Annotated in this window: 8 protein-coding genes; 5 read left to right on the top strand and 3 right to left on the bottom strand. The window is 61.9% G+C overall.

The window, feature by feature from the left end; translation table 11 throughout:
- Both FJD34_RS18035 and FJD34_RS18030 read left to right on the top strand, forming a co-directional pair.
- The coding region (locus FJD34_RS18035) for a non-ribosomal peptide synthetase (protein WP_146552241.1) at positions 1–4673 on the top strand (4673 nt) is incomplete at its 5' end.
- Positions 4674–4720: 47 nt separating this feature from the next.
- Positions 4721–5680 (top strand): alpha/beta hydrolase, encoded by a 960-nt coding sequence (locus FJD34_RS18030; protein WP_032857539.1) that lies wholly within the window; start codon positions 4721–4723, stop codon positions 5678–5680.
- A 41-nt stretch (positions 5681–5721) separates the two neighbouring features.
- Here FJD34_RS18030 and FJD34_RS18025 read toward each other — a convergent pair whose 3' ends face one another.
- From FJD34_RS18025 to FJD34_RS18015, 3 genes are read right to left on the bottom strand one after another with little or no spacing between them, the layout of a single operon-like run.
- Positions 5722–7116, bottom strand: a complete 1395-nt coding sequence (locus FJD34_RS18025; RefSeq protein ID WP_090291441.1) for an efflux transporter outer membrane subunit — start codon at positions 7114–7116, stop codon at positions 5722–5724.
- A gap of 7 nt (positions 7117–7123) precedes the next feature.
- A complete protein-coding gene (locus FJD34_RS18020; protein ID WP_032857534.1) occupies positions 7124–9097 on the bottom strand; it encodes a MacB family efflux pump subunit in 1974 nt (657 codons plus the stop codon).
- Complete coding sequence (locus tag FJD34_RS18015; RefSeq protein ID WP_032857532.1) at positions 9098–10270, bottom strand: efflux RND transporter periplasmic adaptor subunit; 1173 nt, start codon at positions 10268–10270, stop codon at positions 9098–9100. It lies immediately after the preceding gene.
- A gap of 387 nt (positions 10271–10657) precedes the next feature.
- On the opposite strand from FJD34_RS18015, the gene FJD34_RS18010 reads away from it, so the two are divergent.
- The 3 genes from FJD34_RS18010 (at position 10658) to FJD34_RS18000 (ending at position 13981) form a co-directional block, all read left to right on the top strand.
- Positions 10658–11995, top strand: coding sequence for a lysine N(6)-hydroxylase/L-ornithine N(5)-oxygenase family protein (locus FJD34_RS18010; RefSeq protein WP_032857530.1), 1338 nt, complete (start codon positions 10658–10660; stop codon positions 11993–11995).
- 323 nt (positions 11996–12318) lie between these two features.
- Positions 12319–13035, top strand: a complete 717-nt coding sequence (locus tag FJD34_RS18005; protein ID WP_032857526.1) for an MgtC/SapB family protein — start codon at positions 12319–12321, stop codon at positions 13033–13035.
- A 319-nt stretch (positions 13036–13354) separates the two neighbouring features.
- Positions 13355–13981, top strand: coding sequence for a response regulator transcription factor (locus FJD34_RS18000; RefSeq protein WP_032857524.1), 627 nt, complete (start codon positions 13355–13357; stop codon positions 13979–13981).

Genomic DNA, 13981 nt, shown 5'->3' with positions numbered 1-13981 from the left:
ATGGCGAGCCGGGCGGGCGTTTCTACCGTACTGGCGACCTGGCGCGGTATCGCGCGGACGGGGTGATCGACTACATCAGCCGGATCGACCATCAGGTGAAGATCCGCGGTTTCCGTATCGAACTGGGTGAGATCGAAGCGCGCTTGCTGGAGCAGGTCAGTGTCGTCGAGGCTGTGGTGGTTGCCGTTCCCGGCCCCACCGGGCCGCGCCTGGTAGGTTATGTGGTTCCTCAGGACCGCTTGTTGCTGGCGGCCGAACAGTCGCGCCAGGCGGATTTCGTCAGCCAGTTGAGCGAGCAATTGAGCATCCACCTGGCCGACTACATGGTGCCATCCTCCCTGGTACTGCTTGAGCGTATGCCGTTGACCCCCAACGGCAAGCTGGACCGCAAGGCGCTGCCAGTGCCGGATCAGGCACTGGCCCAACAGGCTTTCGTCGCGCCAGGCAGTGAGGTCGAACGTATCCTGGCCGATATCTGGCAAGACGTGCTGGGGCTCCGTCAGGTCGGGGTAACGGATAACTTCTTTGCCTTGGGTGGCGACTCCATCAGCTCGATCCAGGTAGTCAGCCGTGCCCGTCAGGCCGGCCTTGAGTTGAGCCCAAGGGATATTTTCCAGCACCGTAGCATCGAGGTCCTGGCCCGGCATATCCGTTGGGCGGTACCGGCGGTTGCTGCTGATAACACACTCAGCGAACAACCGTTGCATGGGCTCAACGATGAGCAGTTGCACAGCCTGGGGCTGCCTTTGGCGCGGGTCGAGCATCTGTATCCCTTGTCGCCAATGCAGCAGGGTATGTTGTTCCTGGGTCTGAACGCGCCAGATGCCGAGCTCTACATCAACCAGTTGAGCATTGCGGTGCAGGGCCTGGATGTGGAGCGCTTCAAACGCGCCTGGGGCGCGGCCTGCGAGCGCCATGCCATATTGCGCACCGGCTTTGTCTGGCAAGGCCTGGAGCAACCGCTGCAATTTGTCATGGACAGTCTTGAGTTGCCATTGGTCGAGTTGGACCTGCAAGGTGCCCACGACTTGCCCCAACGCCTGGAGCAACTGGCCCGCGATGAGCGTGAGCGCGGGTTCGATCTGGAGCGCCCGCCGTTGCAGCGCATTGTCCTGGCCCGTCTGGGTGCGGACAGCTACCAGATGGTCTGGACCTATCACCACTTGCTGATCGACGGCTGGAGCGTGTCGCAACTGTTGGGCGAAATCTTGCAGCACTACTCGGGCGTAGCGTTGCCGGAGCCTGTGGCTTATCGCAATTACATCGCGTGGCTGCGCCAGCAAGACCCGCAGGCCAGCCAGGCGTTCTGGAGCCAGCAGTTGGTACGCCTGGACGAGCCGACCTACCTGGCCAATGCGTTTGCAGGCAAGCAGCGCGGCCAAGGCCATCATGCGCTTTACAGCCGGCTGGGTGAGGCTGCGACCGAGCGTTTGAAGGGGTTTGCGCAAACCCAGCACGTCACGCTCAATACCCTGGTGCAAGCCGCTTGGCTGATGTTGCTCAGTCGCTACAGTGGCCAGAGCAGCGTGGCTTTCGGCGCCACTGTCGCCGGGCGTCCTGCGCAACTGGCCGATTCCGAACGCATGCTGGGGTTGTTCATCAACACCTTGCCCGTGATTCAAGTGATCGACCCGTCGCGTCAACTGGGGGACTGGTTACGCGACATTCAGGATTACAACCTGCAACTGCGTGAGCGCGAATACACGCCGTTGTCCGATGTTCAGCGCTGGGCCGGGCAGAGTGGCCAGGCCTTGTTCGACAGCATTATCGTGTTCGAAAACCATCCGGTCGATCAGGCCCTCAACGCGGTCAACGATCCACTGCTGCGCTTTGGCGATACCGGCAGTTATGGACGTACTAACATTCCGATGGACCTGATGGTGACGCTTGAGGACGGCTTGGTCATCGAGTACATGTATTTGCAGGAGCATTTCGACGAAGCCTCGGTACAGAGCATTCGCCGCAACATGGAAGGGCTGCTGGAACAACTGGCCAGCAATGCGCATCAGCCTTTGGGCAATATCGGTCTGCCTGAGGCTCTGGCTGGTGAGGTGCAGCCAGCCGAGCCTGAATTCGATGGCCTGTATGTTCACCAGCGCATTGCCCAGTATGCCGCTCGTACACCGCAGCAGCCCGCGGTGCTGTTTGGTGAGACGGTGTATTCCTACGCCGAACTGGACGCAGCCGCCAACCGCCTGGCTCACCTCTTGGTCGCCGAAGGCGTGGGGCCGGAAGTGCGAGTGGGCGTGGCCATGCCACGCGGCCAGTCGTTGATCGTGGCCTTGCTTGCCGTGTTTAAAGCCGGTGGCGCTTATGTGCCGCTGGACACCGGCTATCCAAAGGACCGTCTGACCTACTTGATGGAAGACTCAGGGATTGCCTTGCTGCTTACCGACACCTCGTTGCGCGAGACATTACCGGCGTTGGCGCACGTGCGCGTGCTGGAACTCGATCAATTGGACCTCGCTGACCAGCCCGTGACAGACCCACAGGTGCGGTTGCAAGCGCAAAACCTGGCCTACGTGATCTACACCTCGGGATCCACCGGCCTGCCCAAAGGCGTGGCAGTGGCACATGGTCCGCTGGCCATGCATTGCCGGGCGATTGGCGAGCGTTACACCATGAGCCCTGAGGACTGCGAATTGCTGTTTATGTCCTTTGCCTTCGACGGTGCCCATGAGCGTTGGCTGACCACGCTGACTCACGGTGGGCGCCTGCTGATTCGCGATGACAACCTGTGGACGCCGGAACAGACCTTTGAAGCCTTGCACCAGCATGGCGTAACAGTCGCGGCGTTCCCGCCGGTTTATCTGCAACAGTTGGCCGAGCACGCCGAGCGTGAAGGTAACCCACCGGCGGTGCGTATTTACTGCTTTGGTGGTGACGCAGTACCGCAAGCCAGCCTGGCGCTGGCGCAACGCGCCTTGCAGCCCCAGTTCATCATTAACGGCTACGGCCCGACCGAAACCGTGGTCACTCCGTTGATCTGGAAGGCGGGGCCAGACGACACCTGCGGCGCGGCTTACGCGCCGATTGGCAACAAGGTCGGTGCGCGCAGCACCTATGTACTGGACAGCGACCTGAACCCATTGCCCAAAGGCGCTGCGGGTGAGTTGTACCTGGGCGGCTATGGCATGGCCCGGGGTTACCTGGACCGTGCGGGGCTGACGGCCGAGCGTTTTGTCCTCGATCCGTTCAGCCTCGACGGTGGGCGCTTGTACCGCACCGGTGACCTGGTGCGCGAACGCCAGGATGGCGTCTTCGATTATCTGGGGCGTATCGACAATCAGGTGAAAATCCGTGGCTTTCGTATCGAACTGGGCGAAATCGAATCGCGCCTCAAGGGCTGTGCCGGGGTGCGGGATGCCGTGGTGGTCGCCCGCGAGGGTGGCAGCGGCAAGCAATTGGTCGGGTATGTGGTGGCCCAGGACAGTGGCGTTGACAGCGGCTGGTGCGACCGCCTGCGCGAACAACTGAGAGGCGAGTTGCCGGACTACATGGTGCCCGCGCACTTAGTGGTACTGGAGCGTATGCCGTTGACCCCCAATGGCAAGCTCGACCGCAAAGGCCTGCCAGACCCTGATGTCAATCAACAGCAGCGCGGTTATGTAGCACCGCGTACCGAGTTGGAGAAAGCCCTGGCGCAGATCTGGCAGACCGTGCTCAAGGTCGAGAAGGTCGGGCTGGGCGACAACTTCTTCGAGCTGGGTGGTGATTCGATCCTAAGCCTGCAAGTCGTGGCCAAGGCGCGCGCGCTGAAGGTGCATGGCTTCAGTCTGAAACTGCGTGACCTGATGCAAAAACCGACGATTGGCGAACTGACCGGCAGTGGTGAAGCACCGGCGCTTGCGGCAAAACCTGTGTCGATACTGACGATGAATCAAGGTGAGACTGAGCTGGCCCCCTTGTTCTGTGTACACGCAGGGTTTGGCACGGTATTCGATTACGAGCCCGTAGCGCGGCTGTTAGCCGGGCGCCGCTCGGTGCAGGCGATTCAGTGCCGGATGCTGCTTGACGCCAACTGGCAGGACTCGTCGCTGGAGCGCATGGCCGTGGATTACGTCGATGACCTGCGCGCCCGACAACCCCATGGGCCATACCATTTGCTGGGCTGGTCCCTGGGCGGGACGCTGGCGATATTGATGACGGCAGAGCTGGAGCATCAGGGCCAGCAGGTCGAGTTCCTTGGTCTGATGGACAGTTTCGTTCCGGGCACCGAGCCTGCTGGCGAGATGGATGACGGCCTGGAGGATCTGCACTCGTTTATCCAGGTGATGATGCCTGGCGTGCAGGCGATACTGCCGGTCACCCTGGATGAAACCCCGGCGGGCTTGCGTCAACTGTTCGCTGGCTTGCTGGCGCAGCAGACGGTCGCTGTGGGCTCGCTGTCCCAGGTGTTGGGGGCGGATGAGCTGGGGCATATCTTCAGCGTGGCTCGGCGTCTCAAGCGTTTGTCCCTGGCGCTGACCCGTTGCCCGCAGATTCAGGCAGCACCTCATTGCTGGTGGGCCGCAGGCCATGAAGCGGCTGCCCAGGCACTAGGCCTGCAACTGGGCCAGGACGCTGCCGGGCCGAGCTTGCCTTGCGGGCACTTCGAAGTCCCTCGCAATTCACGTTTCCTTGAAAGCCTGGATCAGGCACTTACCCGGTTGCTGACCCCCATCAGCGCTTGAACCTGAACCTGGCCGGGCGAATCGCCCGGCCAGCATGGAGTTGTTTCATGTCGTTAAACCCTGATATTGCTGCATTTCTTGAACTGGTCGGTGCCGGTCGTGACAGCGGCAAGCGCACGGCCATGCATCAGTTGACCCCACAAGCCGCTCGTGAACAGTTTGATCAATCCTCCCAGTTGATGATGGCTGACTGCGAGGAACTGCCACGGGTTGAAACCCTGTCGATTGCGGTACGTGATGGCAACCGCCTGGAGGCGCGTTTGTACAGCGCTACGCCGCCAGGCTCGACCCGTGCCGCACTGTTGTATTTTCATGGTGGTGGCTATGTGGTTGGCAGTCTCGACTCACACGATGCGCTGTGCCGCTCGTTGGCGGCCCGGGCCGGTTGTGTGGTGATTTCCGTGGGTTATCGACTGGCTCCGGAGTGGGTGTTTCCCACGGCGGTTCACGATGCACAGGATGCATGGCACTGGTTGGTACAGGAGGCTGGTGCCCTGGGTATCGATCCGGCGCGTCTGGCCGTAGCCGGCGACAGTGTTGGCGCCAGCCTGGCCACGGTGCTTTGCAACCAGTTGGCGGCTGATGGGCGCCAGGTCCAGCCGTGCTTGCAGGTGTTGATCTATCCGGTGACCGATGCGAGCCGCCCGACAGCTTCGTTGGAGCGTTATGGCTCGGGTTATCTGTTGGAGAAGGACACGTTGAGCTGGTTCTACCAGCATTACGCTGGCGAGCACAGTGATCGTCTGGACCCGCGTTTTTCACCGCTATTGGCGCAGGTTGCGCCTAACGTGGCGCCGGTGTTGCTGGCGGTGGCTGAGTGCGATCCGTTGCACGACGAAGGGGTGGCGTATGGCGCCCATTTGAAACAGGCCGGCGTGGCGGTTGATGTAAAGGTTTATGCGGGTATGACCCATGACTTTATGCGTATGGGGGCGATTATCGACGAGGCTGAAGAGGCTCTGGAGTGGATCGCCGAATCGTTACGGGTGGCTTTCGCGCGCCACTGATTGAGTACGGGACTCCCTGGCAGGAGCCGGCAAGCCGGCGCCTACAGTGCCTGCCAGCCGCCTCCCAGTGCCTTGTACAGGGCAATGCTTGCCCCCAGTCGCGCCTGACGCAGTTGCACATTCAGGTCCTGGGCGGCATACAGTGTGCGCTGGGTCTCCAAGACCGTCAGCAAGTCTTCTGCGCCGGCCTCATAGCGGCTCTGGGCGATGCGAAAAGCGGTGAGCGCCTCACTCAATTCCTCGTGCTGCCACTGGCGCTGTTCGTCCAGCCGGCGAATGCTGCTCAGGGCTTTTTCCACGTCGGCGAAGCCATTGATGATCGCTGTGCGATAGGTGTGCAGCAGCTCATCCTGGCGCGCAGTGGCCTTGTCGCGTCCGGCGCTGAGGCGGCCATTGTTGAAAATCGGCGCGATCAGCCCGCCCGCGAGGTTGTAGAACGGGTTGCGCAACATATCGGCCGCCCGGTTGGCACCAGAGCCAAGGTTGGCGGTCAGGGTGAGGGTGGGCAGCATGGCGGCGCGGGCGACGATGATGTCGGCCTGGGCAGCAGCCAGTTGTGCCTCGGCACTGGCAACGTCCGGGCGGCGGCTGAGCAGGTCGCTGGGCACTCCGGCGGTAATGTTTGGCCAGCGCAGTTGGTCAAAGGGTTGATCTGTGAACCGCAGGGTCTGCACGGGTTGGCCGAGCAGGGCCGCCAGACTGATTCGGGTTTCTTCGGCGCGTTGGCGCACTTGCGGCAGTTGCCGTTGCTGTGCGGCCACCAGGCTCTTTTGCTGCGCCAGCTCCAGGAGGGTGGCAGAGCCGGCGTCATGGCGGGTCTGTACCAGTTTGAGGACGCTCTGTGCATTGCCCAGGTTCAATTCGGCGATGCGTTGTTGTTCATGCAACGCCAGTAATTGGGTGTAGGCCATGGCGACGCCGCTGAGCAGGGTCAGTTCTACCGTGGCGCGATCGAATTCGCTGGCGCGCACTGCCAGCTCCGCACTGTCGCGTGCGGCACGCTTGCCGCCCCAGAAGTCGATTTCGTAGGTGGCGGTGAGGTTCGCGCTGAAGGAGTCCACTGTGTCTTTGTTGCTATTGCTATCTTGTTGGCTATTGCCCGTGCCGCGCAGCTGTTTCTGCCGGCTGGCGTTGAGTCCACCCTTGAGCTCAGGCAGCAGTGGTGCGCCGGCGACAACGGCGTCGGCCTGGGCCTGGCGTACTCGGGCCACGGCACTAGCCAGGTCATGGCTCCCGCTACGGGCCTGTTCGATCAGTTGGTTGAGCTGCGGGCTGGCGAAGGCCGTCCACCATTGCCGGTTGATGTGCAGGGCGTTGGCCTGGCTTGCCGTGTCCCAGGTGGCAGGTACTTGCAGGCCGCTGTCCGGCCGCTGCGCCGGGCTGCTGCACGCGGCCAGCAGCAGGCTGGCGGCGATGAGGGTCAAGTGCGCTTTCATAGGGCGATCATTCACTGGTAAGGGCCGTGACCGGGTCGAGCCGGGCTGCTTTGCGGGCCGGCATAAAGCCGAAGATGACGCCGGTGACCAGCGCGCAAGCGAAGGCGCCGAGGGCGGCGGGCAAGGAGAAAGCGACGGCCACGCTGCTGAGGATCAGCCCGCCGCCGACCAGCAGGGCAAGGCCGATCCCGGCCACCCCGCCGACCACTGTGAGCATCACCGCTTCGGTGAGGAACTGACGCAGGATGTCCCGCTGCCGCGCACCGGTGGCCATGCGGATGCCGATTTCCCGGGTGCGTTCGCGTACGGTCATCAGCATGATATTCATCACGCCGATGCCGCCCACCAGCAGCGAGATGGCGGCAATCGAGCCGAGCATCAGCGACAGGGTGTTCTGGGTTCGTGCTTCGGCCTGGATCATTGCAGCGTTGTTGGTCAGTTCAAAATCACGCTTGCCGTTGTGCAGGCGCAGCAGCAGCTGGTCGATGGCTTTTTCGGCCTCGTGTACCTTGCGCGCATCGGCGGCGGCAATCACCACGTACTCGGGGTTGTAGCTGCCAAACAGGCGAATACTCGCAGCGGAGTAGGGGATGGCGACACGGTCGTCGCTGTCCTTGTCGCCGGAGCTGGCACCTTTTTCGGCGAGCACGCCGATCACCTGGAAGGGCACGTTTTCGATCAGGATGTACTGGCCGATGGGGCTGGGCAGATCCTTGAACAGCTTGTCGCGCACCCGTTTGCCAATCACCGCGACGGTCGCGGCGGCGCGTTCGTCCGCTTCGGTGAAGTAGCTGCCCTCGACCACCGGCCAATTGAAAATCGCCGGGAAGTTGGTGTCGTTGCCGCCGACATAGGCCATGTGGTCGACATTGCCGAAACGCACCCCGGCCTCCGCGCCATTGACCGGCATGATGCGCTTGACCTGGGGCAGGGCGGCCATGGCGGTGACGTCGTTCATGGTGATAATGCCGGGCGGTGTGCGCGGGTTGGGCGCCGAGCCGCTGACGTAGAGAATGTTCGAGCCAAAGGCGCCCATCTGCGCCATGACCTGGCGTTTGCTGCCTTCGCCCACGGCGAGCATTACCACCACCGAGGCCACGCCGATAATGATCCCCAGCAGAGTCAGGGCCGTGCGGAAGCGGTTGATCCACATGACCCGCCAGGCCGCTTGCACCGCGTCCAGCAGTTCGGCTTTCCAGGCGCCATTGTGCTCGGCGCCGTCGGCCAGGCGTTGGCGCAGGTCTACCGCTTGCAGGGCCTTGGGGTTGGCTTCCGTGGCTGGCTGGTTGCCGGGGTTCGGGGTGTCGCTGATGATCAGGCCGTCGCGGATCTCGATGATGCGCTTGGCCCTGGCTGCCACTTCGCGGTCGTGGGTGATCAGGATCACCACGTGACCCTGGCTGGCCAATTCGTCGAGCAGGGTCATGACCTCGGCGCCGCTATGGCTGTCGAGGGCGCCGGTGGGTTCGTCGGCAAGAATGATATGCCCGCCATTCATCAGGGCGCGGGCAATCGACACCCGTTGCTGCTGGCCCCCAGACAGTTGGTGCGGACGGTTGCCGGTGCGCTCGGCCAGCCCCAGCCGGGTAAGCAGAGCGGCGGCGCGGGCGTGGCGTTCGGCGGCCGGCGTACCGGCATAGATCGCCGGCATCTCGACGTTTTCCTGGGCCGAGCCGGACGGGATCAGGTGATAGCCCTGGAACACAAAGCCAAAGGCCTCGCGGCGTAGCCAGGCCAGTTCGTCGGTGTCCAGTTGGGCGACGTTCTCCCCGGCGAACAGGTATTGGCCGACGGTAGGGCGGTCGAGGCAGCCGAGGATATTCATCAAGGTCGACTTGCCGGAGCCGGAGGCTCCGACAATCGCCACGAATTCCCCGGCATGGATCGACAGGTCGATCCCGCGCAGCACGTCGACTTGGGGCGCATCACCGCCACCGTAGGATTTGCGGATGTCCCGAAGTTCGATCAGCGGCGTCAACATTCAGCCTCCGCTGCTTTGGGCGGGGCCGATCAGCAGGTGATCGCCTTCGTTGAGGCCGTCGAGGATCTGGATGCGCAGGCGGTCACTGATACCGACCCGCACCTCACGGTCTTCGATGCTGCCGTCCTTGGCCACCACGCGGGCCAGTTGCATGTCGGGGCGGGTGCCGCCTTGCAGGGCTGCGACCGGCGCGGTCAGGGTATCGGTGGCGCGGCTGGCGACGAAAAATACCTGGGCGGTCATTTCCGCCATCAACGCGTTATCGGCATTGTCGACATCCAGCAGCACGGTGTAGAGCACCACGCGGCCACTGCCACTCTTGCTGGAACTGCTGGGGCTGCCGCCGCCCTGGCTGGTTTCGTTCAGCGGTTTGGGGGGCACCGGCAGGATCTGGCGCACGGTACTGGTCCAGCGCCGTGCGCCACCGCTCAGGGTGGTGAAATACGCCTGCATGCCGGGTTTGACATGGCCGATATCGGCTTCCGAGACTTCCGCCCAGACGGTCATGGGCGACAGGTTGGCGATCCGCAGGATCAGCGGTGTCTGTTGCTGGCTGTTGAGGGTCTGGCCTTCGCGGGCATCCACGGCCACCACCGTGCCGGAAATCGGCGCATAGATGCGCGTGTAGCCAAGCTCGGCCTGGTCGACCCGCAAGCTGGCCTGGGCCTGGCTGATCTGGGCCTTGAACATGTCGATGCGCGCTTGGGTCGCATCCAGTTCGGCCTGGGCGGTCTGTACGTCTTCATCGCGGGTGGCGCCACCGGCGGCCAGGCGTTGCTGGCGCTGGTACTTTTGCCGCGCCAGGCGGTTTTGCGCGTGCTGCTCTTGCAGTTGTGCCTGCAGGTTGGCGACGGAGTAGCGGGTGGCGTCGAGTTTGGCTTGTTGGGTGGCGGGGTCTATCTCCACCAGCAGGTCGCCTTCCTTGACCTGGGCGCCGGCTTCAACGTGAATCTTGCGGATCTGCCCGGATGCCTGGGCGCCGACATCGACGTAGCGTCGTGGCTGCAGTGTGCCGAGGGCGGTCACGCTGCTTTCGATATCGCCCCGGTGTACTTGCAGGGTGGCAAATTTATCCCGGCCGGGCGGGATCAGTTGCCAAGCGGCGAAGGCGGCCACCGGGATCAGGCAAAGTGCTACCAGCAGAGCGCGCCGGGTGTGTCGGGGACGGTTCATGCACGGGTTCCAGCCAGGAAAGTTCGGACCGCACAAGCGTCTGCTGGGGGGGCAGAGGCGGGTGCAGGAAGCTGTCAGGTAAACGAGGTATTTGCCCAGAAATTTAAGCGCTTACATATGCCGTTACAGCTAGGCGAAAGGCCAGTATCTGCTCACCCAGGCACGCCTTATGTAAATCTACATGAGAATTACTATAAATTAGACAGCCTCAAACTGCCATCATTGCATTGTCAGGGCAGCCGGCTCCGCGCATGCGGGGGTGAATCCTGTGCACGCCTTAAATTTTTTTTCACTGTCCTCGTTTCCTATCAACACAGGGCCTGTTGTTCAGCAGGCCGCCCAGGCTTTCCGCCCCACTGCCACGGGGCTTATCCAGAGGACACTGGAATGACACAGGCAATTGCATCGCCCGCGGTTCACGACCTGATCGGTATTGGTTTCGGTCCTTCGAACCTGGCGCTGGCCATCGCCCTGCAAGAGCGCGAGAAAGCCCAGGGCAAGCTCGATGTGCTGTTTCTCGACAAACAGGCCGACTACCGTTGGCACGGCAATACCCTGGTGAGCCAGAGTGAATTGCAGATTTCATTCCTCAAGGACCTGGTGACCCTGCGCAACCCCACCAGCCCTTATTCGTTCGTCAACTATCTCAAGGCCCACGGGCGCCTGGTGGACTTTATCAACCTGGGCACGTTCTACCCGTGCCGCATGGAGTACAACGACTACCTGCGCTGGGTCGCCGGGCAATTTACCGAGCAAAGCCGCTATGGTGAGGAAGTGCTGGCCATCGAGCCGATCCTGCATCAGCAGCAGGTCGAGGCACTGCGGGTGATCTCCCGCGATGCCCAGGGCGAGCAGCTGGTGCGCACCGCGCGCTCGGTGGTGGTCAGTGCCGGTGGTACGCCACGGATTCCCGAAGCGTTCAAGGCGCTCAAGGATGACGGCCGGGTGTTCCACCATTCCCAGTACCTGGCGCGCATGGCCCAGCAGCCGTGCGTGGAGGGTAAGCCGATGCGCATTGCGATCATCGGCGGAGGGCAGAGCGCGGCCGAGGCGTTTATTGATCTGAATGACAGCTTCCCCTCGGTGCAGGTGGATATCATTCTGCGCGGCTCGGCCCTCAAGCCGGCCGATGACAGCCCGTTCGTCAATGAAGTGTTCTCCCCGGAATTCACTGACCTGGTGTTCCAACAGCCCAGCAGCGAGCGCGAACGCCTGGTCAACGAGTACCACAACACCAACTATTCGGTGGTGGACCTGGACCTGATCGAGCGTATCTACGGGATCTTCTACCGCCAGAAAGTCTCCGGCATCGCCCGTCACGCATTCCGCACCCTGACCACCGTGGAAAAAGCCAGCGCCGGGCCCCTGGGCATTGAGTTGGTAGTACGCCATAACGCCACGGGTGAAACCGTGATCAACCACTACGACGCCGTCGTGTTGGCCACCGGTTATGAGCGCCAGATGCATCGCCAGTTGCTGGCGCCGCTCGAAGCCTATATGGGTGACTTTGAAGTGAGCCGCGACTACCGCGTGGTCACCGACGAGCGCTGCAAGGCGGGCATCTACATGCAGGGCTTCAGCCAGGCCAGCCATGGCTTGAGCGATACGTTGCTGTCGATCCTGCCGATTCGCGCCGATGAGATTGCCGCGTCGCTGCATGAACATGATCGACGCCTGGGCCAGGGGCGCTCGGTGCGTGATTTGTTGCTGGCAACCGCGAGCTGATACTGGCGACCGATCGCTCCCGCTCCCGCGGGGCGATTGCTGGCTGAACCTTGGCTGAAGAACTTGCCGATTCGCCGTCCTGTCACTTTCCTCCCTCAGACTGCGGGCGTAAGCTGCGCCGGTTTTCATCCATAGCGCAGACTTTCGTGAACAGACTTTCGAGTGACAGTTGTCGACCAGGCTTGGCCAGCTGACGCGCATCTCCATGCCGTTGCCTCGCCGATAAAGCGAGAAGCGGTATTTCGGTGGCGAACCATTCTGGTTCCTGCCTTATCCCCCTTTTTTCGACGCGGATCCTGCGGGCAGACAAAGGGAGATTCATCATGCAAGCCCTCAATAACATCAATCTTGATTCCTTGATCGACACCGTGGTCAGCCTCAGCGCGGCCTTTATTCTGGGTGGACTGATCGGCTTTGAGCGTCAGTTCCGCCAGCGCACGGCGGGGCTGCGCACCAACGTGCTGGTGGCAGTGGGGGCGGCGATCTTTGTCGACATGGCCAACCGCCTGGCGGGGGCCGAAGGTGCCGTACGGGTGGTGGCGTACGTGGTATCCGGCATTGGCTTTCTTGGCGCCGGGGTAATCATGCGCGAGGAGGGCAATGTACGCGGGCTCAATACCGCAGCCACACTGTGGACTTCTGCGGCGGTGGGTGCGTGTGCCGGTGCCGACCTGATCCTCGAAGCGTTCCTGGGCACGATGTTTGTGCTGGCGGCCAATACGTTGCTGCGACCGATCGTCAACAACATCAACCGCCAACCCCTGGACGTGGTGTCCGCCGAGGTCACCAATATCCTCTATGTGATCACCCGGCGTACCCAGCAGCAGGCCGTGATGGCCTTATTGGAGTCGGAGCTGGCGCGTTGCAACTACCCGGCCAGCGATGTCGACGTACGGCCCTTTGGCAGTGAAGAAGTGGAGATCGAGGCCACGCTGGCGGCCAACTCGGTCGATGGTGACGAACTGGATGCCCTGGTAGCGCGGGTCTCCCAATCGGCGCTGGTGGTGCAGGCCTTCTGGAGTCCTAGCACCACCGATTGATGACCCCTTGCCTGGCCCCAAAAAAGCCGCCTCCCGTCCAGGGTGGCGGCTTTTTTTTGCTGTATTTGACTATGACTTTGCGAGGAATAATCCTACATACATGCCGGATTTTCCCTTCGGTCGAAACATCATTGCGTTGTTAATGTTGCGCCGTTGCACCTAACCAAAGTCCGTTGAAACGTTCTGTGTAGATTGTGCCGTTTGTCCGAACTGGTACTTCTCACAGGTACAGGGGTTTCGTGTGATGTGTAAGGGTATTGGTGCCTCTTGGCCGCCAATGAAGCAACTAACTAGTCGTGGTGTCTTCCCAGGGAGTCGCATGAGCAAAGCGTTAATCGTGGATGATCATCCGTTCATTCGAGCAACCGTTAAATACCTGTTGCGCCAGGAGGGCTTCGAGACGATTTTCGAGGCCGCCAATGGTGCCGATGCCTTACAGATTGCCAGGGAGGAGCGACCCGATCTGGTCATTCTGGACTTGGCGATGCCCAAACTGGGCGGGCTGGAGGTCATCAGCCGGATCAAGGCATTGGGCCTGCCCTGCAAAATCCTGGTGCTGACCTCCTATCTGGCGGTGTTCTTCTCGACGCGCTGCATGCGCGCCGGAGCGATGGGGTTTGTCGCGAAAACCGGTGAGCTGGATGAGCTGCAAAAAGCCATCAAGGCCGTCATGTCCAACTACAGTTGCTTCCCCAGTCTGCCGACCAGTTCGGTGCGCAAGGACGACTTGCAGACCACGGAACAGCAACTGGTAGAAGCGCTTTCCGACCGCGAACTGATGGTCCTGCAAAAGCTGGCACTGGGCCTGGGCAACAATGAAATCGCCAAGGACATGCTGTTGAGTCACAAGACCATCAGTACTTACAAGACCCGGTTAAAGGAGAAGCTGCGCATGTCTTCGGTGGTGCACTTATCCAAGTTCGCCCAGCGCAATCATTTGATCTGA

Origin of the sequence: Pseudomonas brenneri (assembly GCF_007858285.1) — a bacterium.
GTDB lineage: Bacteria > Pseudomonadota > Gammaproteobacteria > Pseudomonadales > Pseudomonadaceae > Aquipseudomonas > Aquipseudomonas brenneri.
Note: the sequence above shows the minus strand (reverse complement) of the source record. Positions and strands in the feature narration are given on the sequence as shown.

Bases quoted from the DNA above. Each gene is read 5' to 3' on its own strand.
- FJD34_RS18000 (WP_032857524.1), top strand. From the start codon at position 13,355: ATGAGCAAAGCGTTAATCGTGGATGATCATCCGTTCATTCGAGCAACC.
- FJD34_RS18020 (WP_032857534.1), bottom strand. From the start codon at position 9,097: ATGTTGACGCCGCTGATCGAACTTCGGGACATCCGCAAATCCTACGGT.
- FJD34_RS18025 (WP_090291441.1), bottom strand. From the start codon at position 7,116: ATGAAAGCGCACTTGACCCTCATCGCCGCCAGCCTGCTGCTGGCCGCG.
- FJD34_RS18005 (WP_032857526.1), top strand. From the start codon at position 12,319: ATGCAAGCCCTCAATAACATCAATCTTGATTCCTTGATCGACACCGTG.
- FJD34_RS18015 (WP_032857532.1), bottom strand. From the start codon at position 10,270: ATGAACCGTCCCCGACACACCCGGCGCGCTCTGCTGGTAGCACTTTGC.
- FJD34_RS18010 (WP_032857530.1), top strand. From the start codon at position 10,658: ATGACACAGGCAATTGCATCGCCCGCGGTTCACGACCTGATCGGTATT.
- FJD34_RS18030 (WP_032857539.1), top strand. From the start codon at position 4,721: ATGTCGTTAAACCCTGATATTGCTGCATTTCTTGAACTGGTCGGTGCC.